Origin of the sequence: Streptomyces sp. CGMCC 4.7035 (genome assembly GCF_031583065.1) — a bacterium.
Lineage (GTDB): Bacteria > Actinomycetota > Actinomycetes > Streptomycetales > Streptomycetaceae > Streptomyces > Streptomyces yaanensis.
This window is the reverse complement of the sequence record NZ_CP134053.1, coordinates 2,497,591-2,523,906: the sequence shown is the minus strand read 5'-3', so window position 1 is coordinate 2,523,906 and position 26,316 is coordinate 2,497,591. Positions and strand designations below refer to the sequence as shown.

At 70.7% G+C, this 26,316-nt stretch carries 20 protein-coding genes; 13 read left to right on the top strand and 7 right to left on the bottom strand.

The genetic code is table 11. From position 1 onward, the window contains the following. The first annotated feature begins 176 nt into the window (after positions 1-176). Together Q2K21_RS10510 and Q2K21_RS10505 are read left to right on the top strand one after the other, a co-directional pair. Positions 177-1,535 (top strand): MbnB/TglH/ChrH family RiPP precursor modification enzyme, encoded by a 1,359-nt coding sequence (locus Q2K21_RS10510; protein ID WP_310769264.1) that lies wholly within the window; start codon positions 177-179, stop codon positions 1,533-1,535. A gap of 271 nt (positions 1,536-1,806) precedes the next feature. Further along, complete coding sequence (locus Q2K21_RS10505; protein WP_310769262.1) at positions 1,807-2,601, top strand: DUF4142 domain-containing protein; 795 nt, start codon at positions 1,807-1,809, stop codon at positions 2,599-2,601. A 116-nt stretch (positions 2,602-2,717) separates the two neighbouring features. Here the strand turns inward: Q2K21_RS10505 and hemQ are convergent, their stop codons facing one another. Then, positions 2,718-3,449 (bottom strand): hydrogen peroxide-dependent heme synthase, encoded by a 732-nt coding sequence (gene hemQ / locus Q2K21_RS10500; protein WP_310769260.1) that lies wholly within the window; start codon positions 3,447-3,449, stop codon positions 2,718-2,720. 4 nt (positions 3,450-3,453) lie between these two features. Beyond that, positions 3,454-4,917, bottom strand: coding sequence for a protoporphyrinogen oxidase (hemG, locus tag Q2K21_RS10495; protein ID WP_310769258.1), 1,464 nt, complete (start codon positions 4,915-4,917; stop codon positions 3,454-3,456). 158 nt (positions 4,918-5,075) lie between these two features. Between hemG and Q2K21_RS10490 the strand changes: the two genes are divergently transcribed. Next, complete coding sequence (locus tag Q2K21_RS10490; protein ID WP_310769256.1) at positions 5,076-6,065, top strand: DUF4349 domain-containing protein; 990 nt, start codon at positions 5,076-5,078, stop codon at positions 6,063-6,065. Positions 6,066-6,092: 27 nt separating this feature from the next. Next, entirely contained in the window at positions 6,093-7,493 is a 1,401-nt protein-coding gene (locus Q2K21_RS10485; protein WP_310769254.1) for an FAD-dependent oxidoreductase, read from the top strand. Positions 7,494-7,686: 193 nt separating this feature from the next. Here the strand turns inward: Q2K21_RS10485 and Q2K21_RS10480 are convergent, their stop codons facing one another. Further along, positions 7,687-8,031: a hypothetical protein gene (locus tag Q2K21_RS10480; RefSeq protein ID WP_310769252.1), complete on the bottom strand. Its 345-nt coding sequence runs from the start codon at positions 8,029-8,031 to the stop codon at positions 7,687-7,689. A 125-nt stretch (positions 8,032-8,156) separates the two neighbouring features. Between Q2K21_RS10480 and Q2K21_RS10475 the strand changes: the two genes are divergently transcribed. From Q2K21_RS10475 to Q2K21_RS10465, 3 genes are all read left to right on the top strand, one after another. Then, positions 8,157-8,975, top strand: a complete 819-nt coding sequence (locus Q2K21_RS10475) for a rhomboid family intramembrane serine protease (protein WP_310769250.1) — start codon at positions 8,157-8,159, stop codon at positions 8,973-8,975. Positions 8,976-9,353: 378 nt separating this feature from the next. After that, positions 9,354-9,974, top strand: coding sequence for a hypothetical protein (locus Q2K21_RS10470; RefSeq protein ID WP_310769248.1), 621 nt, complete (start codon positions 9,354-9,356; stop codon positions 9,972-9,974). 479 nt (positions 9,975-10,453) lie between these two features. After that, positions 10,454-12,106 (top strand): trypsin-like serine peptidase, encoded by a 1,653-nt coding sequence (locus tag Q2K21_RS10465; RefSeq protein ID WP_310769246.1) that lies wholly within the window; start codon positions 10,454-10,456, stop codon positions 12,104-12,106. 203 nt (positions 12,107-12,309) lie between these two features. On the opposite strand, the gene hemE is transcribed toward Q2K21_RS10465, so the two are convergent. Then, positions 12,310-13,377 (bottom strand): uroporphyrinogen decarboxylase, encoded by a 1,068-nt coding sequence (gene hemE, locus Q2K21_RS10460; protein ID WP_310769244.1) that lies wholly within the window; start codon positions 13,375-13,377, stop codon positions 12,310-12,312. Between the two features lie 272 nt (positions 13,378-13,649). Here hemE and Q2K21_RS10455 point away from each other — a divergent pair, with 272 nt between their 5' ends. From Q2K21_RS10455 to Q2K21_RS10435, 5 genes are all read left to right on the top strand, one after another. Further along, on the top strand, positions 13,650-14,318 hold the full coding sequence (locus Q2K21_RS10455) for a DUF3000 domain-containing protein (RefSeq protein WP_310769242.1): 669 nt from the start codon (positions 13,650-13,652) through the stop codon (positions 14,316-14,318). 367 nt (positions 14,319-14,685) lie between these two features. Then, the gene (locus tag Q2K21_RS10450; RefSeq protein WP_003993737.1) at positions 14,686-15,348 is read left to right on the top strand and encodes a response regulator transcription factor; all 663 of its coding nucleotides are present in this window, start codon (positions 14,686-14,688) and stop codon (positions 15,346-15,348) included. A gap of 221 nt (positions 15,349-15,569) precedes the next feature. Further along, a complete protein-coding gene (locus Q2K21_RS10445) occupies positions 15,570-16,844 on the top strand; it encodes a ribonuclease D (protein ID WP_310769222.1) in 1,275 nt (424 codons plus the stop codon). 319 nt (positions 16,845-17,163) lie between these two features. Further along, complete coding sequence (locus tag Q2K21_RS10440) at positions 17,164-18,384, top strand: thiolase family protein (RefSeq protein ID WP_310769220.1); 1,221 nt, start codon at positions 17,164-17,166, stop codon at positions 18,382-18,384. Further along, entirely contained in the window at positions 18,381-20,510 is a 2,130-nt protein-coding gene (locus tag Q2K21_RS10435) for a 3-hydroxyacyl-CoA dehydrogenase NAD-binding domain-containing protein (RefSeq protein WP_310769218.1), read from the top strand. Before Q2K21_RS10440 ends, Q2K21_RS10435 begins: the two co-directional genes overlap by 4 nt. A 69-nt stretch (positions 20,511-20,579) precedes the next feature. Here Q2K21_RS10435 and Q2K21_RS10430 read toward each other — a convergent pair whose 3' ends face one another. Then, positions 20,580-20,717: a hypothetical protein gene (locus Q2K21_RS10430; protein ID WP_310769216.1), complete on the bottom strand. Its 138-nt coding sequence runs from the start codon at positions 20,715-20,717 to the stop codon at positions 20,580-20,582. Positions 20,718-21,039: 322 nt separating this feature from the next. Between Q2K21_RS10430 and Q2K21_RS10425 the strand changes: the two genes are divergently transcribed. Further along, positions 21,040-21,996, top strand: coding sequence for an endonuclease/exonuclease/phosphatase family protein (locus Q2K21_RS10425; protein WP_310769214.1), 957 nt, complete (start codon positions 21,040-21,042; stop codon positions 21,994-21,996). A gap of 59 nt (positions 21,997-22,055) precedes the next feature. On the opposite strand, the gene Q2K21_RS10420 is transcribed toward Q2K21_RS10425, so the two are convergent. Continuing rightward, the gene (locus Q2K21_RS10420) at positions 22,056-23,444 is read right to left on the bottom strand and encodes a hypothetical protein (RefSeq protein ID WP_310769212.1); all 1,389 of its coding nucleotides are present in this window, start codon (positions 23,442-23,444) and stop codon (positions 22,056-22,058) included. A gap of 8 nt (positions 23,445-23,452) precedes the next feature. Further along, positions 23,453-26,314 carry a stealth conserved region 3 domain-containing protein gene (locus tag Q2K21_RS10415; RefSeq protein ID WP_310769210.1) on the bottom strand — a complete coding sequence of 954 codons (2,862 nt, stop codon included), beginning with the start codon at positions 26,312-26,314 and terminating at the stop codon, positions 23,453-23,455. Positions 26,315-26,316 lie beyond the last annotated feature (2 nt).

Here is a 26,316-nt window from a genome sequence, read left to right as displayed (position 1 = left end):
TGTTGCTCTGAACGTCCCTGGGGAGGGGTTCGGTCCTGGGAACCGGGGCCATGACTCCGTCACATCGGCAGCGGCGGTCCGTCGGGGGGCGGACGGAGGACCGAACCGGCACGGCAGGTGCCGCTCCGTGGACCGCACGACGGGTGCCGATGGATCCGTGGTGAAGGAGGGGGACGATGAAGCGACTGGGAACGGGCATCGGGTGGCGGCCGGAGATCGCCGACGCCGTGGAGCGTATGCCGGGCATCGACTGGGTCGAGGCCGTGGCCGAGAACGTGTGCCCAGGGCATCTGCCCGAGTCGCTGCTGCGGCTGCGTGAGCACGGCGTCACCGTCGTCCCGCACGGCGTCTCCCTCGGCCTCGGCGGCGCGGACCGCCCCGACGAGGCGCGGCTGACCGCCCTCGCCGAGCGCGCGCAGGCCCTCGGTTCGCCGCTCGTCACCGAGCACATCGCGTTCGTCCGGGCGGGCGGGCCGCTGACCGCCTCGCCGCTGCTGGAGGCCGGGCATCTGCTCCCGGTGCCGCGCACCCGCGACGCGCTCGACGTCCTGTGCGAGAACATACGCATCGCGCAGGACGCGCTGCCCGTCCCGCTCGCCGTGGAGAACGTCGCGGCACTCATCTCCTGGCCGGGCGAGGAGATGACTGAGGGACAGTTCCTGTACGAGCTGGCCGACCGCACCGGCGTACGGCTGCTCATCGACGTCGCGAACCTGCACACCAACCACGTCAACCGGGGCGAGGACCCGGCCAGGGCGCTGGACGAACTGCCCGTCGAGGCCATCGCGTACGTCCATGTCGCGGGCGGTTTCGCACGCGACGGCGTCTGGCACGACAGCCACGCCCACCCGGTGCCGCGGCCGGTCCTCGACATCCTGGCCGACCTCGCGTCCCGGACCGTCCCGCCCGGCGTCCTGCTGGAACGCGACGAGAACTTCCCCGAACCGGCCGAGCTGGAGCGGGAGCTGGCGGCCATTCGGGAGACGGTGGAGAAGGCGTCGGTACGTGTCGGGGAGCGGCCGGCGGGCGCGGGGCCGGCGGGCGCGGCAGGGCAAGACTCCACCGACACCGACACCGACACCGACACCGGCACCGGCACCGGCACCGGCACCGACACGGAACCGGCCCGCCAGCGGCTCGCGCTCGCGCAGGCCGCGCTGCTCTCCTCTCTCGTCGCCGGCACCCCCGTGCCCGAGGGGTTCGACCGGGTGCGGCTCGGGGTGCAGGCGCGCGCCCTCGCCGCCAAGCGGGCCGATGTCGTGGCGAAGGTCGCGCCCGAACTGCCCGGGATCCTCCAGGAGGCGTACCGCCCCGCCTTCCTCGCCTACGCCCAGGGTCACCCGATGACCGGCGGCTACCGGCGCGACGCCCTCGGCTTCGCCGAGCACCTGCTGCTCGCCGGGCGGCCCGAGAACGCCGAGAGGCGGCGCCTGCTGCGCGAGTGGTGGCTGGAGCGCTCGGGTCCGACCCCGCCGTCCCGGCACCCCGCGGCCCGGCTGGCCAGGGCGACGCGCCGGGTCCTGCTGCGGCACTGAGCGGGGATCACGCCCGTATCACTCCCGGAGGTGCGCGGGAGGCGTCTTGAGGAAATGTGCCGCGATTAACACCGCGGCCGTGGCTTGCACGCGGGCAGCTGGTTTGCCTCACTTCACCATGGAATGCCCTCCGTCATGGCTGCCGTATTGGGTGCGCGATGCCCGTTTTCCAACTGTTTTCGCTCGTACGGCAGTTAGCGACTACGGCGCAGTAATATGCCAACCTGCACCCGCAGCGCGCTGGCGCGCGGTGCTGCAAGCAGGAGGCACCATGCGATCCAGACCCGTCCAAGGCCGCGGAGTTTTCAGCGGCACCGGGCTCCTCATCACCTTGCTCGCGGGGACCCTCGTCGCACTGATCTTTCCCGTCTGGTCCTACGCGGACCGTTCCGGCACGGGTCTGGACACCCTGAACGCCCAGACCCTGTCCACGCAGTACGGCCCGCTGTCCGCGCAGGACCGGGACTTCATCACCAGGGTCCGGCTAGCCGGGCTGTGGGAGCTGCCGGCCGGGCAGCAGGCCGAGCAGAAGGGCACCACCCTGGCCGTGCGCACCGCGGGCCGGCACCTCATCGAGGGCCACACCTTCCTGGACGCCCGCGTCCGTGACGTCGCCGCGCGCCTGGGTCTCGCCCTGCCCAACCAGCCGAGCGCACAGCAGCGCCAGTGGCTCACGATCCTCAACTCGGCCCAGGGCGAGGCGTACGACCGCGACTTCGCCAACCTCCTGCGCCAGGCCCACGGCAAGGTCTTCGCCGTCGTCGCCCAGGTCCGCGCCACCACCCGCAACTCGCTGGTGCGCGCCCTCGCCGAGGACGCGAACACCACCGTCCTCGACCACATCAAGGTCTTGGAGGCCACCGGCTACGTCGACTTCGACGCGCTGGCCCAGGACGCGGCCACCGCGAGCCCGCCCCCACTCACCAACTCCCCCGCGCCGCCGGGTCCCACGGACAACCCCGGCACACCGGTTCCGGTGACCCCGTCGGCGGCCGTTTCGCTGCCGCCGGTGGACACGTCGGCCACCTACGCGCTGCCGCCGGCGGCCTCCAGCCCGCCTCCGTGACATGGCGCTCCACCGGGAGGCCGGGGCAAGCCACGGTCGCTCCGCGACCGCGGGTACTGCATCCCCCGGGGGACAACCCCCGGACCCCCGGCCGGCCCACCAGGAACCGCCGGCCGCTAAGCGAGACCTGCGACCAGCTCAGCCACCGACTTGCGGCGCCCGGTGAAGAACGGCACCTCCTCGCGGACGTGCATCCGGGCCTCGGAGCCGCGCAGGTGGCGCATGAGGTCGACGATGCGGTGCAGCTCGTCGGCCTCGAAGGCCAGGACCCACTCGTAGTCGCCGAGGGAGAACGAGGCGACCGTGTTGGCGCGCACGTCCGGGTAGCCGCGGGCCATCTTGCCGTGGTCGGCGAGCATGCGGCGGCGGTCCTCGTCCGGCAGCAGGTACCAGTCGTAGGAGCGCACGAAGGGGTAGACGCTGACGTAGTTGCGCGGCGTCTCGTCGGCGAGGAACGCCGGGATGTGCGAGCGGTTGAACTCCGCGGGGCGGTGCAGCGCCATGTTCGACCAGACCGGCTCCAGGGCGCGGCCCAGCTTCGTACGGCGGAAGAGGTTGTACGCCTCCTGCAGCTGGTCGCTGGTCTCGGCGTGCCACCAGATCATGAGGTCGGCATCGGCGCGCAGGCCCGACAGGTCGTACGTACCGCGGATCGTCACGTCCTTCGCGGCGAGCTGGTCGAACAGCTCCTGGACCTCGTCGGCGTAACCGGCGCGGTCCTCGGGCAGCACGTCCTTCAGCTTGAAGACGGACCACAGCGTGTAGCGGATGACCTCGTTGAGGTCCTTGGCCAGCTTGCCCTTGTTCGGGATCCGGCCGGACTCGGTGGTGGGGGCGTCGTCACTCATGTGCCTATTCTCCCGCTCCGCCGTGGAGGCTCTGCACCGGGTTGGCGGTGAGCTCCTGCACACCGCGCAGGTCACCGCCGAGCTGGTCGACGGCGGCGTACGCGCTCGCGATGCACGCCGGGATGCCTACGCCGTCGTACGCCGCGCCGCACACGGCGAGGCCCGGGAGCTTCGCGACGTGCTCGCGGATGCGGGCCACGCGCGCGTGGTGGCCGACGGGGTACTGGGGCAGGCCGTCGGTCCAGCGGGTGACGCGGGTGGCCACCGGGGCGGCGTCCAGGCCGGTCGCCTCGCGCAGGTCGTGCCGTGAGACGGACACGAGGTCGGCGTCCTCGCGCCGAAGGATCTCCGTCTCGCCGTACCGGCCGACGGACGTCCTCAGGACGACCACGTCGGGGTCCTCGTCGGCGATCCAGCCCCACTTCTGGGAGGCGAAGGTCGACGCCTTGATCGTGCGCCCGTCGACCGGCGGGACGAGGAAGCCGCTGCCGTCGGGCAGGGCGGTGTCGGCGCGGCGGTAGGCGAGGGTGACGAGGGCCATGGAGGCGTACTCGACGGTGCGCAGCTCGGCGGCGGCCCCGGGGGACGCGGTGCCCAGCAGGCGGGCGGCCTCAGGGGCGGGAGCGGCGACGATCACCGCGTCCGCCTCCAGGGCCTGGCTCTCGATGAGGACCTCCCATCCCTCGGAGGTGCGGTTCAGCCCGTCCGCCGTGGTCTTCAGGAGGATCTCGCCGCCCCGGGCCCGCACCGACTCCGCGACGGCGAGCGGGAGCCCGCCGACGCCGCCCTCGATGCCCATGAACACCGGGCCCTGCTGCTGCGGGGCCGCGGCCGCCTTCGTCTGGATGGCGCGGACCGCCTCCGTCAGCGAATCGTGTGCCTGGGCGGCCTGGAAGAGCTGCGGGACGGCCGAGCGCATCGAGATGCGGTACGCGTCACCCGCGTACACCCCGCCGAGCAGCGGCTCCACCAGGCGGTCGACGACCTCCCGGCCGAGGCGCGCCGCCACGTACTCCCCCACCGCCGCATCGTCGCCGACCTCCGTGCGCGGCAGCCGGGCGTCGCGCTCGATGCGCCGCAGGCCCTCGTCGGACAGGACGCCGGAGAGCGCGGACGCCGTGCCGGGGACGCCCATGACATGCCCCTTGGGCATCGGGCGCAGCGCGCCGCGGGTCCAGATGGAGGCCGTCGACGTGGCCGGGGGCTGCAGGCGGTCCGTGAGACCCACCTCGCGGGCGAGCGCCACCGCCTCGGGCCGCCGCGCGAGCATCGACTCGGCTCCGAGATCGACCCGCACGCCCGCGATCTCGCCGGGCAGCAGCTTGCCGCCGACCCGGTCCGACGCCTCCAGGACCGTGACTCGCACACCCCGCTCCAGGAGCCGGTGGGCCGCGGCCAGCCCCGCGATCCCGCCTCCGATGACGACGACATGCCCCGCGCCCGCACGGGCGGCTTCCCTTGCGCTCATGCCCCCAGCCTCTCAGACCCCACCGGCACCCCCGCATGGGCCAGGTGTCCCTCTCGAGTCCCGACCGTGACCCCATCGGGACCGGATCCGGCCAACGTTCCGACCTGACCCGGCGTCGAAGAAGCGTCCGTCACGACGACCCCCGGGGGTACCACCGCATGCACACTCCACGCACCGTACGGCCCGTCCAGGTGCTGGCCGCGACGCTGCTCGCCGCCACGCTCGCGCTCGCGGGCTGCGGCGCCGACGACAAGGGGGGCGCCGCCAGTGACAGCGCGGCCAAGGCCGCCGTGCCCGGCGCCGAGCGTCAGCCCGCCGCCGACGGCGCCACGGGCAGCGACGCGAAGGCCCGCCGCGACAGCACGCCCAAGCTCACCGCGAACAACATCATCCGTACGGCGTCCCTGACCGTGCAGGTGAAGGACGTGCCCAAGGCACTCGACGAGGCACGGGCGACCGTCGAGAACGCGGGCGGGTTCGTCGGTAACGAGAGCACCAGCCGGGACGCCGAGGGCCACGAGCGCACCCGGGTCGTGCTGCGCGTGCCCACCGGGAAGTACGACGAGGTGCTCGGCGCACTTCAGGGCGCGGGCAAGCTCATCGACCGCACCGCCAAGGCCGAGGACGTCACCGACCAGGTCGTCGACGTGGAGAGCCGCATCAAGTCGCAGCGCGCCAGCGTGGCACGGGTGCGCGAGCTGATGGACAAAGCGACCAAGCTCAGCGATGTGGTCACGCTGGAAGGGGAGTTGAGTTCACGCGAGTCCGACCTGGAGGCGCTGCTCGCCCGGCAGGCGTCCCTGAAGGACCGCACCAGCCTGGCCACCATCACGCTCTCGCTGTCCGAGACCCCGGTGAAGAAGGCGGCGCAGGACAACGGGCCGGGTTTCGTGGACGCGCTGGCGGGCGGCTGGCATGTGTTCGTCGCGATGCTGCGGTGGATCGCCCTGGCGATCGGCGCGGCGCTCCCGTTCGTGGTGCTCGCGGCGCTGCTCGCGCTGCTGTGGACGCGGATCGTGCGTCCGCGTCTGCCGCGCCGCCCGGCACCCGCACCGGCACCCGCCGCGAGCGCGCTCGGCGGGTTCCCCGTGGCCCGTACGGCACCGGAGCCCTCCGGTGAGCAGGAGGGGCGGGGCGAGCAGGACTGAAATGCCGGGTCCCCGTAGCGTGTTCGTATGAGCATGAGTCGTACGAGCCGTTCGACAGAGCGTCTGGTGGTGATCGGCGGTGACGCGGCGGGCATGTCCGCCGCGTCGCAGGCGCGCCGCCTCAAGGGCCCCGACGAGCTGGAGATCGTGGCGTTCGAACGCGGCCACTTCTCCTCGTTCTCGGCGTGCGGGATCCCGTACTGGGTGGGCGGCGACGTCGCCACACGGGACGAACTGATCGCCCGTACGCCCGAGGAGCACCGGGCGCGCGGCATCGACCTGCGGATGCGCACGGAGGTCACGGAGATCGACGTCGCGGGCGGTCGCGTCCGCGCGCGGAACGTCGATTCCGGGGCCGAGGCGTGGACGTCGTACGACAAGCTCGTGATCGCGACCGGGGCCCGCCCGATCCGCCCCGACCTGCCCGGTGTCGACGCGCCCGGGGTGCACGGGGTGCAGACCCTGGACGACGGCCAGGCGCTCCTGGACACGCTCGCCGCCACGAAGGGGCGCCGCGCGGTGGTTGTCGGCGCGGGGTACATCGGCGTGGAGATGGCCGAGGCGATGATCAACCGCGGCTACGAGGTCACCGTCGTCAACCGCGGCAAAGAACCCATGGCCACGCTCGACCCGGACATGGGACGGCTCGTGCACGGGGCCATGGAGGGCCTGGGCATCACCATGGTCAACGACGCCGGGGTCACCAAGATCCTCACCGGTGACGACGGGCGGGTCCGGGCGGTGGGCACCGACGCCGCCGAGTACCCGGCGGACGTGGTGGTCCTCGGCATCGGCGTACGCCCCGAGACGGCGCTCGCGAAGGCCGCCGGGCTGCCGCTCGGCGAGCACGCCGGGCTGCTCACCGACCTGGCGATGCGGGTACGCGGTCACGAGAACATCTGGGCCGGGGGTGACTGCGTCGAGGTCCTCGACCTGGTCTCCGGACAGGAGCGGCACATCGCGCTGGGGACGCACGCCAACAAGCACGGGCAGGTCATCGGCTCCAATGTGGCCGGCGGCTACGCCACGTTCCCGGGGGTCGTCGGCACGGCCGTGAGCAAGGTCTGCGATTTGGAGATCGCGCGCACCGGGCTGCGCGAGAAGGATGCGCGGCGGGCGGGGCTGCAGTACGTGACGGTCACCATCGAGTCGACCAGCCGCGCGGGCTACTACCCGAACGCCGCGCCCATGACCGTGAAGATGCTCGCCGAGCGCCGCACGGGACGGCTGCTCGGCGTCCAGATCGTCGGCCGCGAGGGCGCGGCCAAGCGGGTCGACATCGCGGCGGTCGCGCTGACGGCACGGATGACGGTCGAGGAGATGACGGCTCTGGACCTGGGCTACGCGCCCCCGTTCTCACCGGTATGGGACCCGATCCTGGTGGCGGCGAGGAAGGCGGTCGCGGCGGTACGGAAAAACGCCGGGTGAGGGGAGCGCCCTCAAGGGGCGTGGGGCCGCGGCATTGCGCGGCCCCACCGCGATGGGGGTCCCCCTGTTCATGGGGGTCCCCCCTGCTCGAGCGAAGCCGAGAGCTTGGGGGAGAAGCCGAGAACTTGGGGGAGCGACCAGCCACGAACGGCCCGCAGCCGATGGACGACCGCAGCCCCACGGCGCCCCTCTTTCAGGCAGTCTCGTGCTGACCGACCCCGTTGATCCGCTCAATGGCCTGCCGTGCCTGCTCGGCCGGAGGCCGCGGCGGCAACGACGACACGGACGCGCTGGACGTCACAGCAGCCGCCTGCGGCGGCATCCCGGCCGGCTTCGCATGCGCGGCAGCGGCCCGCGCGGAACGCAACCGGTGGCTGACGGCCTCGTCCAGGGTCACGGGACGCTGCATCTGGGAAGCGAGCCGCGCGGCCTCCTGGCCGAGCCGGGCGACGTCCTCCCAGGGCAGGTGGATCACGAGGGCGAGCTCTGCCTCACCGTCGGGCAGAGCGTGGATGGGAGGAGTAACTCGGTCGTTCATCGCCTGTTCCTCACGTCGTCCCCGCGACACGCCTTCCCCGCGCCGCGGGCGGTTGAGGAGACATACGCACAGGCGGACCGCCGCGTTCACCGATTCGCCCGGCCCATCCAGGGCACTACTTCCTTGTGGTCATCCCCGTCCATGACGTGAACCCGGTCCGCAGTACGCCCTATGTGACGTACGCGCTGATCGCGGCCAACTTCGCCGTCTTCCTGTTCACCCCCGGCCTGGCGGGTTCGGTGGCGGGACAGAGCGATCTTTCCCAGCTGTGTCATCTCCAGGCGTTCCTGGACCACTACGCGGCGGTGCCACGGGAGTTGATCCACGACCAGCTGCCGCGGCTCGTCCCCACCGGCGGGGTGGGCATCGGCCCGCACGGCGCGGGGTGTGTGGTGGCCCCGCCGGACTACCACAAGTCCCCGCCGGTGTCGGTCTTCACGGCGATGTTCCTGCACGGCAGCTGGCTGCACCTGCTGGGCAACATGCTGTTCCTGCTGATCTTCGGCAACAACGTCGAGGACCGTCTGGGCCACATCCGCTTCGCGCTGTTCTACGTGGCGTGCGGGTACGCGGCGGCGTACGGTTTCGCGTACTTCAACGACACGTCGGGCGACCCGCTCATCGGCGCGTCGGGGGCCATCGCGGGTGTGCTCGGCGCGTATCTGGTCCTGTACCCGCGGGCCAGGGTCTGGGTCCTCGTCCCGTTCCTGATCTTCCTGCCGCTGCGGCTGCCCGCCTGGATCGTCCTGGGCTTCTGGTTCGTGCTCCAGGCGCTGTACTCCTCCGGCCAGGGCGTCTCCCACGCGGGCACCGTGGCGTACATGGCACACGTCGTCGGTTTCCTGGCGGGCATGCTGATCGCCTGGCCGTTGCGTCCCGGCACCCCGCAGCCACCGGAACCACGCGGCCTGCTGTGGGGCAGGCGGGCGCGGCCGGGTTGGTGAGGACGGCAGACGCACGCGTCCACGCGCATCACGAGTCCGCGCAACCTTCTCCGCGACACTGCCCTCTTCCCTGACGAGCATCCATCTCTGATCCGGGCAGGGGGATCGTTGTTCCGCAGCGCAGTTCGGGGCATTTCCGTCACCGGTCTTGTCTTGGCGCCGTTACTGGGGCCGGCGGCCGGGGCGTCGGCCGAGGGGGCGGGGCCCACCGCCACCGGCAGTCCGTCCGCCGGAGCTCACCTGGAGTACTTCGCGCCCCTGGGCCGGCTCGTCGAGGCAGGTGGAGCGGTCCGATTCAGCGTCGAGGGGATGCCTCCGGGTTGGGACCTCGTGACGGTCGCCTCTCCCGCCTTGGTGGAACCGATCACTCTCACTCCCGTGCAGAAGGGGGCGACACGCTCCGTCCAGGTCGACGGGCCGGGGTCACGGCACCGCATCCGCCCCGGTCTTCACCCCGGCATCTACCCCGTCACCGCGACCAGCCACGGCCGAACCGTCGCCACCGCGCGGCTCAAGGTCGCCGCTGCGGGCTCCGCGAAGATCGGTCGGTTCGTCATCGGCCCGAAGGACGCGTTCCCCGGCAGCGGCATCCCTGCCGCCGTACGGCCGGGCAGTGAGGCTCTGGTAGTCCTCACCGACCTGCGGCCCGTACCGGACGAGGACTCCCTGACGGTGACGTCCCCGATCTTCAAGGGCGCCTTGACCATCCGAACGGACAGCGCCGACGACCCCGGATGCAAGTGCGACGACGGCGCCACGCTCTATGCGGGCCACACGACGGTGCGCAACGACATTCCCAAGGGGCATTACATGCTGACCGTTGTCAGCCACCATGGGCAGCAGACCACCAGGCAGCGCGTGACCGTGGCCGGCGAACCCGTCGCACAGGGCCGCCCCTGGATGATCGGTGGCGTCGTCGCGGCCGGGGTCGTGGCGCTCACCGCGGGTGGTGGGATCGCGGTGCGCCGCCGTTCACGCAAGGCCGCTGCCTCCGCGTAGCCGCGGATCCGGCACGGTGCGGCTCGCCCGGCGGCCCGAAGCCTGTCACGGGCTGACGCACGCCGCGCCCGCCGCCGTCCCTGACCTCACTCGCCCCCTCTGACCGAACCCGGTCCAGAGGCAGTTGTGTCCCACGAGTCAGAAAGTATTTCTTGGAAACCTCACCCATACGAAGATCCCGCCTGGTGGTCTCGGCAGCCGGGACCGCTCTGTTCCTCGCGGGCGGAGGGGGCCTCGCCCATGCCCACGAGCTCACACCAGCGCCCCACCGGCCGGCTGTGACACTGCCGCCCGGCAAGCCGTCCGTCGGCGCTCCGTCGGGACCCGGGTCTTCAGCCTCTCCCCTGCCTCCGTCTCCGACACAGGCAGGCAAGCCCGCGCCCGCGACCTCGGGGAGCACGAACGCGGCTCCCCCGACGAAAGCCGACGGCGGGAATTGGTCGGACGCGGACGCCATCCGCTTCTGGACACCTGGGCGCATGGCCTCGGCCACCGACCCGGCACCGCCCCCCGAGGCCTCGGACGCGAGTACCGGGACCTTGCCGCAGCAAGCCGTGCCGGGCGCCCTCCGGGCGACAGCCGACATGCCGACCGCGGAGCACTTCCTCGGGCTGAAGTCCGTCGGGACGATCTTCACCTACGCGAAGGACCCGACCACCGGCGACATGCACGCACACAGGTGCTCGGCCAGCGTGGTGGAGAGCCCCGGTCACAATCTGATCCTGACCGCGGGGCACTGCGCCGGCGGCAAGGCGGTCTTCGTCCCCTCGTACCGCACCGAGTTCACGCTGGACAAGCAGCCGTACGGGTTCTACCGGATCGCCGACTGGTTCGCCGAGAGCCTGTACGTCCACAACTCCAAGAAGGCCGACTCGGACCTGGACTTCGCGTTCGGCGGGCTCCAGCCGTCACAGAGCGGTAAGAACGCGCAGGACGTGGTGGGCGCGAACAGGCTGCTCCGCACCCCGGGTTACCTCAACAAGGTGACGATGGTCGGCTACCCGTCCAGCCACAACCCCGAGGACCGCGCCGTGCGCTGCCCCGCGCAGACGGAGGCGCTGCCCGGCTTCTACCAGATCCAGGCCAAGTGCCGCGGCATGTGGGGCGGCACTTCCGGCGGCCCCTGGTTCTCGAAGGTCGACTGGGCCGCCGGGACCGGAGACATCATCGGAAACGTCGGTGGCTACAACGGCGGCGGCAACGACGCCAACGTCGACTGGCTCACCTACAGCCCCATGTACGGCGACTGGTTCTTCCGCCTGTACGACGAGGCGAAGAACAACCAGCACATCGCTCATGGCAGTTCCTACCAGCAGCCTCCGCTGCCGTTCTCCATGGGCAGCGGAGGCACCTGGACCAGCGCCAGGCTGCTGGCGTCCGGCGAGTACACCGGGGACAACAAGGGTGATCTGATCGTGGTCTGGACCACCGGCGAGGTCACGCTCTACACCGGAGACGGCGAAGGCGGCTTCGTCGGCCGGCGCCGACTGGCCGCGCCCAACGCCACCTGGAAGAACGTGAAGTCACTCACCGGTGGTGACTTCTCCGGCGGCAGTGGCTCGGATCTGATGGCCGTATGGAACAACGGGGAGGTGAGGAATTTCCCGGACGTCGGCACCCAGGGCCTGGCCGGCGGGATCAAGCTGGCGGGCGCCGGCTCGGTCTGGAAGTCCGCGGCCCAGATATCCGGAGGCAGCTTCGGCACCGCGAACAACGTCACCGACCTGCTGGTGCGCTGGAACGACGGCGAAGTCACCGACTACACGGGGGTCGGAGACAGGGGCTTCGGCACCGAACACCGGTTGCTGAAGCCGAACACCGCCTGGAAGCAGGCCACGCTGGTGACCGCGGGCAACTTCACCGGGGGCGCCAACTGGGACGTCCTGGTGCGCTGGTCGAACGGAAAGGTCTCCCAGTTCCGGGAAACCGGTCCCCGCAGCCTGGGCAGGCAGATCCAGATGGCCGCGCCCCGCAGCACCTGGACCCGCGCCGCGGCGATGACTGCGGGCAGCTACGACTCCGACGGCCGGCCGGACGACCTCGTCGTCCGCCGGACCGACGGCGAGACCACCATGTACGCGCATACCGGCACCGCCTTCGGGGCCAAAAGCATGCTCGTCGCACCGAAGTAGCGACCGGAAGTAGCGACCGGAAGTAGCGACCCCGGCGGCAACGCCCTGAGAGACCGGCCCCACGAGCACCCGCTCCGCGTGACGCGGGGCGGGTGTTCGCGTCAAAGCGCCGGGCAGCGCCGGCCGCTCACACGCTCACACGGGTCGACGCCATGGGAACGTTGTCTTCGCACCGGCCGCTGCGCCCCTTGCGACGGGGCGGATCAGCGCGCCGTCTGTGCGTGGACGTACTCCACGAGCCGGGTGAGGGCGTCCGGGTCGGTGGACGGCATGACGCCGTGGCCGAGGTTGAAGACATGGCCTTCGAGACCGGCGGCGGCGTCGAGCACCTCGCGGGCCTTGGCCTCGATGACCTCCCGCGGAGCGAAGAGGATCGCCGAGTCGAGGTTGCCCTGGAGGGCCTTGCCCGGGCCGACACGGCGGGCCGCCTCGTCGAGCGGGACGCGCCAGTCGACGCCGACGACATCCGCGCCGGCCTCTCCCATCAGGCCGAGCAGCTCGCCGGTGCCGACGCCGAAGTGGATGCGCGGCACGCCGTACCCCTCGACGGCCCGGAAGACCTTGGCCGAGGCGGGCAGCACCGAGCGACGGTAGTCGGCGGGGGCGAGGGCGCCCGCCCACGAGTCGAACAGCTGGACCGCCGAGGCACCCGCTTCGATCTGGACCTTCAGGAAGGCGGCCGTGATGTCCGCGAGCCGGTCCAGCAGGTCGGCCCACAGCTGCGGGTCGCCGTACATGATCGCCTTGGTGTTCTCGTACGTCCGCGACGGGCCGCCCTCGATGAGGTAGCTGGCCAGGGTGAAGGGTGCGCCCGCGAAGCCGATCAGCGGGGTCGCGCCCAGTTCGGCGGTGAGCAGTCCGATGGCCTCGGTGACGTACGAGACGTCCTCGGGGGTCAGATCGCGCAGCTGCGCCAGGTCGGCGCGGGAGCGGATCGGGTGCTCGACGACCGGGCCGACGCCGGGCTTGATGTCGAGGTCGACGCCGATGGCCTTGAGGGGGACGACGATGTCGCTGTAGTAGATCGCCGCGTCCACGCCGTGCCGGCGGACAGGCTGGAGTGTGATCTCGGTGACCAGCTCGGGCCGCATGCAGGACTCCAGCATCGGGATGCCCTCGCGCACCTTGCGGTACTCCGGCAGGGACCGCCCGGCCTGCCGCATGAACCACACCGGGGTGTGCGGGACGGGCTCGCGCCTGCACGCCTTCAGGAAGGCGGAGTCGTACGTCGCTGTCGGCTGGCCCGTGGCGGGGCGGTCATTGACACTCACGCCAAAAGTCTCGCACGTTGCGCGGACAGCGAGTTCCGGGGGCGCCGACGCCCGATAGGGCGGGCCGCGCCCCGAAAGGGGCGCGGGGAACTGCGCGACCAGCCACAAGCGACCGGCGGCCGCCACTCGAACCGATCCGCCCGGCGAACCGGCCCACGGCCACACCCCCGACGGCAACGGCCATGGCCGAACCCCGCCATTCCCGGCCAACCGCCGGAGGCAGAGGGTGTCTCTACCTGCGAAATCGCTTTCTTCCCCTTAACCTTCCCCGCATGGCTGCGGCTCAGGGACGACTGACGGACGGCGCTGACGGAATGGACGACGCGGAGGAGGGGGAACGGGATGAGTTGGACACGGCTCCGCCGCCCTTCCGCGCCGCGGTCGACGCGCTGAAGGCCGCGCGACTGCGGCCGGAGATCGAGATCGAGCCCACGCGCCCGCCGCAGCGGCTCGCCCAGTACGCGTACGCGCTGGAGGCCGCGGTCGTCGAGGACGAGGAGGACCTGGCCGACGGGCGCCTCGTCCTGCTGCACGACCCGGCGGGGCACGACGCCTGGCAGGGCACCTTCCGTCTGGTGACGCTGGTACGCGCGGAGCTCGAGGCGGAGATGGCCGCGGACCCGCTGCTGCCCGAGGTGTGCTGGTCCTGGCTGACCGGCGCGCTCCAGGCCCGCGGACTGTCGTACGGCGAGCCGAGCGGCACCGTCACGCGTGCGAGTTCGCACTACTTCGGCGGGCTCGCCAGCCGCCCGGCCGCCTCCCAGATCGAGATCCGCGCCTCCTGGACGCCCCGCGAGGGCCTCGGCGGCATCCCGGACACGGCCGCCCACCTCGCCTCCTGGTGCGACCTGCTGTCCCAGGTGGCGGGCCTGCCCCCGGCGGGCCCGGGCGACGCCTCGGTGGTGACGCTGCCGCAGCGACGGGGGCCGCAGTCCCGCTGACGCCGCCGCAGCCGGCCGTGACGAGGGCCGTGACGAGGGCCATGACCAGGGCCATGACCAGGGCCGTGACGAGGGCCGTGCCGCACGCGCGTGTGCGGCACGGCCCTCGTCAATTCCAGGTTGAAGATCCTTGCCATCTCTTTGTCGATACGACCACTTTCGGCCCCGTATCGGCAACGGAGCGAACCGACTCGATCTTCACTTGATCGCTCGCGCGTCCGAATTGCCCGGATTGTTACTCACCAAATCGTGATCATTCTCTAAAGGAGCACGAGTTTGATGCCGAAGACGACTGTGACCTTGAAAGCACGGTTCGTCCCGGCTTCATCCCCAGAGCCGGCCCCGTCCCGCCACCCCAGGAGGCCTGGTGTCCGTTCTCCTCGAGCAGCCCGCAAGCCTGGTCGCCTACCGCCCGAACAAACCGACCGCCATGGTGGTCGTGGCCGACCCACGGGTCCGATCCACCGTCACCCGCCACCTCTGGGCGCTCGGAGTGCGCGACGTCATCGAGGCGTCGTCCATCGCGGAGGCCCGTCCCCGTATCGGCAACCCGCGCGACATCTGCGTCGCCGACGTCCACCTGCCCGACGGCTCCGGCCTCACCCTCCTGTCGGAGACCCGCGCCGCGGGCTGGCCCAACGGTCTCGCCCTGTCGGCCGCCGACGACATCGGTGCCGTCCGCAACGCCCTCGCGGGCGGTGTGAAGGGCTATGTCGTCACCGGTACGCGCACCAACGTCGGGCTCCCCACCCGACCGGGCGCCGCCCCCATCGGCGCCGCCGCCGCGCGTCTGCACCGCCGCCCCCCGGGTGCCCCGAGCCACCCGGGCGGCTACCGCGAACTGTCCGGCCGCGAGGTCGAGGTGCTGCGACTGGTCGCGGAGGGCCAGTCGAACAAGGCGATCGGCGTCTCCATGGGCCTGTCCGCGCTGACCGTCAAGAGCCACCTCGCCCGCATCGCCCGCAAGCTCGGCACGGGTGACCGTGCCGGGATGGTGGCCGTGGCCCTGCGCACCGGCATCATCCACTGACCCCATCCGATCCCTCACGCCCCGGTCCGGGTCCGCATCGAGCCGCCGCCGACCCGAGTCCGGAGCGCCCGTCGCCCTGATATCCCATCGCGCCACGTCAAGCGCGGACACCTGAACCTTTCACTGACACGTGTGACACATGACTGGTTTACGCCCCTCCAGAGCCCGCCGACGGAACGTTCCGTCGGCGGGCTCAGTCCCATCACGGATACCCTTGACAGGTGACCGACGCCCAAGAGACCGCAGCAGACAGCCCACTGCGAACCACCGGAGGCGCCCCTCCGGACGACGTCGAAACGGCGCCGATCCCCTTGCTCGAGCCGCGAGACGGCATTCCGCCCGTGATCGCCGACGACGCCTCGCTCGCCGAGGTGATCGCGGCCTTCGCCGCGGGCAGCGGCCCTGTCGCCGTCGACGCCGAACGCGCGTCCGGCTACCGGTACGGCCAGCGCGCCTATCTGGTGCAGCTGCGCCGTCAGGGCGCGGGCACCGCGCTGATCGACCCCGCGGCCTGCTCCGATCTGTCGGGCCTGGGCGAGGCGATCTCCGGTGTGGAGTGGGTGCTGCACGCCGCCACCCAGGACCTGCCGTGTCTGCGCGAGATAGGCATGGTGCCCACCCGCCTGTTCGACACCGAGCTGGCCGGGCGCCTGGCCGGGTTCCCGCGGGTGGGGCTCGGCGCCATGGTCGAGAGCGTTCTGGGCTTCGTCCTGGAGAAGGGGCACTCGGCCGTCGACTGGTCGACGCGGCCCCTGCCCGAGCCCTGGCTGCGCTACGCCGCCCTCGACGTCGAACTGCTCGTCGACCTGCGGGACGCCCTGGAGAAGGAGCTGGACCGGCAGGGGAAGCTGGAATGGGCCCAGCAGGAGTTCGAGGCGATCGCCTCCGCACCGCCGGCGGAGCCGCGCAAGGACCCCTGGCGCCGTACGTCCGGGATGCACAAGGTGCGCCGCCGCCGGCAGATGGCGGCCGTCCGGGAGCTGTGGCAGACCCGGGACCGGATCGCGCAGCGCCGGGATGTCTCGCCGGGCAAGGTGCTCGGGGACGCGGCGATCGTCGAGGCGGCGCTCGCCCTCCCGCCGAACGTGCACGCCCTGGCCTCGGTGAACGGCTTCGGGCACCGCATGGGCCGCCGCCAGCTGGAGCAGTGGCAGACCGCGATCGACCGCGCCAAGGCGCTGTCGGAGACCGAGCTGCCGCAGCCGGGCCAGCCGGTGACCGGGCCCCCGCCGCCGCGCGCCTGGGCCGACAAGGACCCCGCCGCCGCGGCACGGCTGTCCGCCGCGCGGGCCGCGGTGTCGGCGCTGGCCGAGCAGCTGAACATGCCGCAGGAGAACCTGATCGCGCCGGACACGGTGCGACGGGTGTGCTGGGAGCCGCCGAAGCCGCTGGACGCGGCGTCGGTGGCCGCCGTGCTGGCCGGGTACGGGGCCAGGGCCTGGCAGATCGAACAGGTCACGCCGGTGCTGCTGCCGGCGCTTTCCGCGAGGAGCTGAGGGCTTCAGGGGGCACCGCCCATCGCGTCGCCCCCACACCCGCTCCGAACGGCGTCCGGGAAGCGGAAGCAGCGACGTCGAGATCACGATCGAGATCACGCCAGATCCTCGGAGTGCACCTGAGTGCCCATCGAGGGGCACATCAGAGAGCACATCAGAGGGCACAGAGGAGGACACGTCGCGGCTCCGCCGAAGGTGTGACCTTCACCGCTCCCGCCTCCGGGACTGGGCAGCTTGGTTACCCATAAGTAGCATGGGTACTGAGCGCGCGCTCAGCGCATCGCAGCAGTGCCATCCCGCACCCTGGAGGAGAGCCATCGTGCCTCGTACCGTCAGGGACGTCGTCTTCGTCGACGGCGTCCGCACCCCGTTCGGCAAGGCGGGCCCGAAGGGCATCTACCACGAGACCCGCGCCGACGACCTCGTCGTGAAGGCGATCCGGGAGCTGCTGCGCCGCAACCCGGGTCTCGACCCGAAGAAGATCGACGAGGTCGCCATCGCCGCGACCACGCAGATCGGCGACCAGGGCCTGACCATCGGCCGCACCGCCGGCATCCTCGCGGGCCTGCCCACCTCGGTCCCCGGCTACTCCATCGACCGCATGTGTGCCGGCGCCCTGACCGCCGTCACCACGGTCGCCGGCTCCGTCGCCTTCGGCGCGTACGACGTCGCCATCGCCGGCGGTGTCGAGCACATGGGCCGCCACCCGATGGGCGAGGGCGTGGACCCGAACCCGCGGTTCGTCAGCGAGAAGCTGGTCGACGAGTCGGCCCTGTTCATGGGCATGACCGCGGAGAACCTGCACGACCGCTACCCGCAGATCACCAAGCAGCGCGCCGACGAATACGCCGTGCGCTCGCAGGAGAAGGCCGCCAAGGCGTACGCCAACGGCAAGATCCAGCAGGACCTGGTGCCGATCTCGGTGCGCCGGACCAACCCCGAGGGCGGCGAGACCGGCTGGGGCCTGGTCACCGCCGACGAGCCGATGCGCCCGGGTACGACCCTGGAGAGCCTCTCCGGTCTCAAGACGCCGTTTCGCGTGCACGGCCGGGTCACCGCCGGTAACGCGGCCGGTCTGAACGACGGCGCCACCGCGTCGGTCATCGCGAGCGAGGACTTCGCCCGCGAGAACAACCTGCCGGTCAAGATGCGCCTCGTCTCCTACTCCTTCGCGGGTGTGGAGCCGGAGGTCATGGGCTACGGCCCGATCCCGGCGACGGAGAAGGCCCTGGCCCAGGCGGGTCTGTCCATCTCCGACATCGGCCTGTTCGAGATCAACGAGGCCTTCGCCGTCCAGGTCCTGGCCTTCCTCGACCACTACGGCATCGCGGACGACGACGAGCGCGTCAACCAGTACGGCGGCGCCATCGCCTTCGGTCACCCGCTCGCCTCCTCCGGCGTCCGTCTGATGACGCAGCTGGCCCGCCAGTTCGAGGAGCAGCCGCAGGTCCGCTACGGCCTGACTACCATGTGCGTCGGCTTCGGCATGGGCGCGACGGTCATCTGGGAGAACCCGCACTTCGACGGAGGCGACAAGTGAGCACCACCGCTGAACTCCTGAAGGGCGCGGCCGAGCTGTTCCCGGACGAGGTCGTCACGCAGGCGCACGTACGCCACTTCGACCTGCCGTACGGTGCTGGGCGCTTCGCCCTGATCACGCTGGACAACGGCCTGGACCACACCAAGCCGACCACCTTCGGCCCGCAGTCGCTGGCGAACCTCGACACCGCCATCGACCAGGTCGAGAAGGAGGCGGCCGAGGGCACCATCGTCGGTGTCGGCGTCACCGGCAAGCCGTTCATCTTCGCGGTCGGCGCCGACCTCAAGGGCGTCGAGCTGCTGAAGAAGCACGAGGACGCGCTCGCCATCGGCAAGGGCGGTCACGAGGTCTTCAAGCGCCTCGCGGGCCTCGCCGTCCCGACCTTCGCCTACTACAACGGCGCGGCCATGGGCGGCGGCGTCGAGGTCGGCCTGCACTGCACCTACCGGACCGTCTCCAAGGCGATCCCGGCGTTCTCGCTGCCCGAGGTCTTCCTCGGTCTCGTCCCCGGCTGGGGCGGCTGCACGCTGCTGCCGAACCTGATCGGCGCCGACAAGGCCGTCTCGGTCATCATCGAGAACAGCCTCAACCAGAACAAGCAGCTGAAGGGCCAGCAGGTCTTCGACCTCGGGATCGCCGACGCGCTCTTCGAGGGCGCCGACTTCCTGGAGCAGTCGCTGATCTGGACGGCGCAGGTCCTCAAGGGCGACATCGAGGTCGAGCGCCCGGTGATCGACCGCGGCGAGGCCTGGGACCAGGCCGTCGCCAAGGGCCGCTTCATCGCGGACGGCAAGGTGCACGGCGCCGCTCCGGCCGCGTACCGCGCCCTGGACATCATCGCGGCCGCCAAGAACGGCGACCGGCAGCAGGGCTATGACGCCGAGGACGTCGCCCTCGCCGACCTGATCATGGGCGGCGAACTGCGCTCCGGCATCTACGCGTTCAACCTGGTGCAGAAGCGCGGCAAGCGTCCGGCCGGCGCTCCCGACAAGAGCCTGGCGCGCCCGGTGACGAAGGTCGGCGTGGTGGGCGCGGGCCTGATGGCCAGCCAGCTCGCCCTCCTCTTCCTGCGCCGCCTGGAGGTCCCGGTCGTCCTCACGGACATCGACCAGGAGCGCGTCGACAAGGGTGTGGGCTACGTCCACGCCGAGATCGACAAGCTGCTCGGCAAGGGCCGTATCAACCAGGACAAGGCCAACCGCCTCAAGGCGCTGGTGACGGGTGTCCTGGACAAGGCGGAGGGCTTCGCGGACGCGGACTTCGTCATCGAGGCCGTGTTCGAGGAGATCGGCGTCAAGCAGCAGGTGTTCGCGGAGGTCGAGGCGGTCGCCCCGGCGCACGCGATCCTGGCGACCAACACCTCGTCCCTGTCGGTGACGGAGATGGCGTCGAAGCTCAAGAACCCCGAGCGGGTCGTGGGCTTCCACTTCTTCAACCCGGTCGCGATCCTGCCGCTCCTGGAGATCGTCCGCGGCGAGAAGACGGACGACGCCTCGCTGGCCACGGCGTTCGCCGTCGCCAAGAAGCTGAAGAAGACGGCGGTTCTGGTCAAGGACGCCCCTGCGTTCGTCGTGAACCGCATCCTGACCCGCTTCATGGGCGAGATCCAGAACGTCATCGACGAGGGCACCCCGGTCGAGGTCGCCGAGAAGGCCGTCGAGCCGCTCGGTCTGCCGATGTCCCCGCTGGTGCTGCTGGAACTGGTCGGCCCGGCGATCGGCCTGCACGTCTCCGAGACCCTCAACCGGGCCTTCCCGGACCGCTTCACGGTCTCCCCGAACCTCGCCGCCGTCGTCAAGGCGGGCAAGCGCGGCTTCTACGTCTACGACAGCGGCAAGCCGGAGCTGGACCCGGAGGTCGCCGCGCTCCTGAAGCAGGGCGACACCGTCCTGACCGAGGAGCAGGTCCGCGCCCGCGTCCTGGACGCGGTGGCCCAGGAGATCGGCCTGATGCTCGACGAGGGCGTCGTCGCCGAGGCCCAGGACATCGACCTCTGCCTGATCACGGGCGCCGGCTGGCCCTTCCACCTGGGCGGTATCACGCCGTACCTGGACCGCGAGGGCGTCTCCGAGCGGGTGAACGGCAAGCGGTTCCTGGCAGCGGGTGTGGCGTCGGTTCCGGCGTAACGGCCGTAGTGCGCACGTGAGGAGGGCCTCCGCGGTGTGCGGAGGCCCTCCTCTCATGTGTTGTTCTGCTCACGAGATGAGCACAATGGAGTTCCAGCCGCCCAGGCCGACCGTGGTGCGCGTGCCGTCCACCGGATTGCCGGCCGCGTCGGTCCCACCCGCGTAGAACATCAGCGTTCCGGTGCCCGAGTCGGTGGTCGTCCACATGTCGGCCACGCCGTTGCCGTCCGCGTCGGCGCGTCATGACGTCCCAGCCGCTGCCGCCGATCTCGACCGGCGCTTCGACACCCGGCCGGGACCGGGGATCGCCCGCGTACAGCCACAGCTTGTCGCCATAGGCGGCCACCAGGTCCGGGCGGCCGTCGCCCGTGGCGTCGCCGACGCCCTTTCCTCGGGAAACTGGGTGCAGTCGAAATTCCAGAGCGAATCGGCACCATAGGCACCGCTCGTGACGGCGACCCCTTCTCAAATGCCCGGCCCGGTGGTTTGCTGCCCCGGGGGTTCGCACACTGGGCATTCAGGGGGGACCGTGCGACTTGGGAGAAGGGTGCTGCCGTTCGTGGCGGCCGTGGCCGCCGTGCTCGCGACGATTTCCTGGACGAGCCGGTCGAGCCGGGATTCCGTCCACACGTATCGCGTCTGGCACTGGAACATCGCGGGCAACGCGATGCACCACGGATCGACGACCGACGGTCTGGTAAACGCCGCCATCAACTCGATCCGGAACCGCAACGCCGACTTCGTATCGCTCAACGAAGTCTGCCACAGCCAGTTCAAAGCCCTCCAGAAGGGCCTAGCCGACCAGAACTGGCCCCAGGACACGGCGGACTTCGCGCGCTTCACGCCCACTCGCTCGGCCTCGCCGGAGATCTGCGGCGGCACGGGCGACTATGGGATAGCCCTATTCAGCAGGCACTCGCTCGGCGCATCGCGGCAGTATGCGCTTCCCTCGGACGGTACGTCGGAACAGCGGAAGATGCTGTGCGCTCCGCTGCGTGACACACCACGGATGAAGTTCTGCACCGTACACATCACCACCAGCAATGCCGTGCACGACGGCGCGCCCGACAATTACCGGCAGATCGAGTTCGTACGCCGAACGCTCGATGCGTTCGACCGGTCCGGCCAGGCGTATCTCATCGCGGGCGACTTCAACGCACAGCCGCACTACGCGCGGCTCGACCAGATGTACGCGCCCTCCGCGACTACGGCGAACAACCCCGGGAACGCGGGGAACCACCGGGAACTCGACGACGCGGACAGCGCACACTGCCCGGGCTACGGTGAGTGGACCGCCCTGGGTTCCTCCGCGGTGCCCAGTCCCTGCGGTGGCAGGGCCAAGGTGGACCAGATCTTCGTACGGGAGTCCCGGCTGGCCGGTGAGTACGACGCCGTCTCTTTGGCGATCCCGACGTCGTGCACCGGGGTCACCCGCTGCGCGGACCATCGGGTTCTGGTGGGGACGGTACGGATGCGGACGCCCTGACCGAAGCCGCGGCACCCGGCCCGACCCCCGGGCAGGCAAGGCCCGTTGCGCCGCAGCGCTCACCACCGCCCGGCGAAGGGGAGGTGCTCGCACTTCTCGCCGCACCCTTCACGGGCGATGACCGATTCCCTGAGCCAGTGCCCTTCCGGTATCCCATGGATCCTGAGCGTGAGGGGGGTCGGCCGGGAATGCAGCGCGCTGAACACCGACACGAACTCCACCTGGTAGGTACCGGGCTTCCAGTCGTGCGGATGACGCACGCTCCAGGTCCCGTCCTCCCGCACCGGAGCCTCGGCGATCAGCCGCCCCCCTTCCAGCACCATCACCTTGGCCACGCCGTCCGCCGCGGTGCCGGAGAACCTCGGCCGCGGACCGCTGAGAGCGCCCTCCCGCGGGCCGAGGACGACGGGCGGCTCGACGTGGTCCTGCACCGTGAACGGCACGGACGCCACCTGGGACACTCCGGTCTCGGTGAGTCCGACCGCCTGGACCAGGTGCTCGCCCGCGGGCCAGCTCACCGCGCGGCGCCACAGCCAGTTCCCCGCCTCGTTGACGGCGGTGCCGCCGAGGTAGGAGCCATTCTCGAAGAACAGGAGGTACGACGTTCCCAGCGGGACCGACCCGGAGAACTTCTGCAGGGGGCTGACAATCTTCGAGGGCCCGGGAGACTTGATCGTCGGCGGCCCGACGACATGATCGCCGCCATACAGCGCGGACTCGGGGTTGGTGACCGTGAACTCGGCCGAAACCGGCGGGTATTCACCCGGCTGCAAGGAGTCGGGGTTGACGAGACCCGGCGGAACACCCTGGGCGTGGAGCAGCGCGGAGCAGAAGATCCGCGCCACTTCGCGGGCACCGGCCTCGTTGAAGTGAGTGGAATCGATCATGCCGTCGGGGTGGTTCGGATGCTCTCCCGCGTCCGTCCAGCGGAAGAATCCGCGCGCCCGGGTGGGCCCCAGCTCCTGGAGGAGCTGTGTGGTGTACCTGTTCAGGTCGATCAGGTCGGCCCCCGTCCCCGCGGCGGCCTCCCGCACCAGGTCGGGATAGGAGTCGTGGGTGTTCACGACGTTCCCGTGGACGTCGAAGACGCAGCGCGCCGACGGGGTCACCAGGACCGGAACGGCACCTTCCCCCCGGATCGCCTCGACGTAGAGCCCCAGGAACTCCTTGAACTCCCGGGGACTGTGGTAGCGCAGCGGGACATTGATGCGCTGCTCCACGGCACCGAAGTCGATGGCCACCACATCACCCGGGTTCAGCGAGTTCAGCAGGCTGATGAATCGCTCGGTGTAGTAGGCGCGCGCGGTCATCGCGTCACGGGCGTAGTTCTTGACCTCGTAGTGACCGGAGAGGAAGTCCACGACGAACTGTCCCCAGCCGGCGAGCGGAGCCTCTTCCGGTTTGCGGGACGTCGCGACCGAGTTGCCCAGGATGCAGAACTTGTTCATGGTTCCTCTCAAAGCGGCCAACCGGGAAGGCTCCCCGCGTGGAAGAGCTGATTACGCGGTGAGCCCGCCTCGAACTGGCTGGCTATCGGAAAGTAGCTGGGCAGGAATGCGGCCAGCGTGGCGTCCTGCTCGTCCTCCGAGATGTCCCCGTCGTGGAAGTCGTTGAGGCAGAAGACGTCGTTCGACCGTTCAGCGAGGAGATGATTGAGCTTCTTCACCTGCCCGCTCAGCCCGACGTTGACGAATCCACTCGAAATGCCGCCCGGCACGCTGCGGCCGGTGTAGTAGCCGAAATAGTGGTGCAACGACGAGGCGACCGACACGTCGGATGCGTCGCGGAGTTGGTTGTGAGCGGTGTTGCGCAAGGCGTCGGGGAACTGCTTCTCCAGGTCGAACATGACGCTCCGCCGCAGTGGGTGTGGAGCGTGGATGAACGAGTTGACCAGGGTCCGGCCGAACATCCACGACACCAGTTGCCGGTTGTTCTTCGCGGCCATGCGGCTGAACTCGTCGCCGTCGGCGATGGGGTTCATGGGGATCGCGTTGGACGACATGAAGTGCTTCGACTGGCCGTTCCCCAGGAAGAAGAGACTCGGCTGGATCGGACGGGCCGCGAAGACGTCGTCGTTGAAGTACAGGAAGTGTTCCGCCAGGCCCTCGATGTGGTGCAGTCGACTCTCGATGGCGTGGGAGTTGTACGTGGGCAGCGCTCCCTCGTTGCCGAAGATCTCCGTGTGGTCCACCACACGCACCCGGGGATGACTGGTGTCCAGCCACGACGGCACCTGACGATCCGTCACGAGGTAGATGTTGCGGATCCACGGGGCGTACATGTCGAGGGATCTGAGGGAGTAGCGGAGCTCGTCACGGTTGCGGAACCGCGCCGCGCTCGTCGCCGCGTCCTCGGTTTCGATCCCCTTGGCCGCGAGCACCGCGTTCTTGCGTTCGAGCCACGAGATGTCGGCGCCGTCGACCCACGTGTACACGGCGTCGATGGGGAACGCGATGTCATGGTGGAGGGTCTGGCTGAACGCCTCCAGGGTCGGGTACTGACGTCCGCCCAGCACCATCGGCACCCGGCGCAACGCCGCCTTCGGAACCCGGCCACCGATCAGCGTACGGAACGGGGAGACGATGGATTCGGGGTCCTCCGGGTCGTCGTCCCAGAAGGCGATGGTGCAGCCGTACGCCGCACCGAGCCGCAACGTACGCGACGGCGTGACCACGCTCTGGTAGATACGGACGCCCGAACAGCCCGTCTGCAGGTAGTCGGTCGCGAGACCCGCGAGCGTGGTGGTCACGGAGGCGTCCGCGTCGTTGAGCAGCGCCATGTACACCGCCTGTCCCTGGAAGCTCTGCGCGAGCGCCTTGAGGACGGCTTCCCGGTGGCTGGAGTGCACGGCGACGCTGTGCCGCACCTTGGTGGTCCTGGTGACGAAGTACGGGATGCGGGCCGCTTCCAACGCGCTCGCCGTCATCGCCAGATTGGCCTGCACGATGTCGAAGGGGGTCTCCGCGTCGACAACGCGGCACACCTGTCCGCCGTCGCGCACGAGGGCGCCCTTCTGCTTGAGCAGACGTTCCTCGGCCGCTTCGAGCTTGCTCGTGTGCCGAGTGCTGCGCGGAGCCGCCGCGGCCGCCCGGGCCTGGCCGGTGACACCGGACACCAGCGCGTGGGCGGCGACCCGCTCGGCCTTCAGCTCGGCGCGCCGGCCGGCCGCGCGGTCGGCGTCGAGCGCCGCGAAGAGCTGGTCCCACTGGTCCGTCGGCCGGAACCGCTGCGCGGCCTCGACGGCCGCGTTTCCCATGGACCAGCGCATCTCCGCGTTCTCCATCATGTTGAGCAGCGCGGCGACGAGGGCGTCCGTGTCGTCAGGAGTGGCCAACAGGCCGGTGTGGCCCTCGTAGACGACCTCACGCGGGGCATTCGGGCAGTCGTACGCCACCACGGGTACCCCCGCGGCCTGGGCCTCCCGCAGGGAGAGACCCAGGGCGTCCTCCCGTGCGGTGCTCAGCGCGATGCTCGCCTTGGCCCATTCCTCGGCAAGGACGGGCGGCGCCTCGCCGACGAACTGGACACTGCTGTGCAGTCCCAGCTGGTCGCGCCGTCCCGTCAGGGACCTGCCGAGCGGGCCATCGCCGATGACGCGCAGGGTCCAGGTGGGGTGCAGCGGGCTGACCTGGGCCCACGCGGCCAGCGCCTGGGCGACGCCGGACGTCTCCTCCAGGCGCGCGACCAGTGTCACCATGCGCGTTTCCAGCGTCGACCGGGGCCTGAATCCCTCCGCGAGCGCGGGCGGAACGACCGCGAGCGGCGGCGTCCCGGGGCCGAAGGTCTCGGTGAACCACTCCTGCGAACGGGCGCAGGGCAACGTGACGGCATCGCACCGGGTGATGTGCCGCAGCAGCGGCTCGACCGCGGGCCCCGCGACCTCCGGCACGCGCAGTTCGTGGTGGACCGTCATCACATCCGGTGGCGCGAAGCGCGCGGCATAAGCGAGCAGCGCCGGTGACGTGGTGACCAGTACGTCGACGTCGATGTCATGGAGCAGGTATTCCAGCTCGATGTCGGCGAGCCGGTTGAACCGGTCGTCCCAGCGACGCTCGACGATCTCACTGGGCAGCGCCGTCAGAGCAGCGCTCGCGGCGGCGTCGAGACCGGAGCGACGCACGGCACGGGACTGCGGGCTCTCGATGAGGAACGTGACCGGAACACGGGGATCCGGGGGCGCGAAACGCCGACGACGCGCCTTGAAAACGCTGATGATCCGAACATCGTGCCGGTCCGCGAGCTCCGTCGCGTGACCGAACACCGCGCGCTCCGCATCGCCCAGGACATCGGCCTGGGCCAGCAGAAAAGCGACTCTCATCT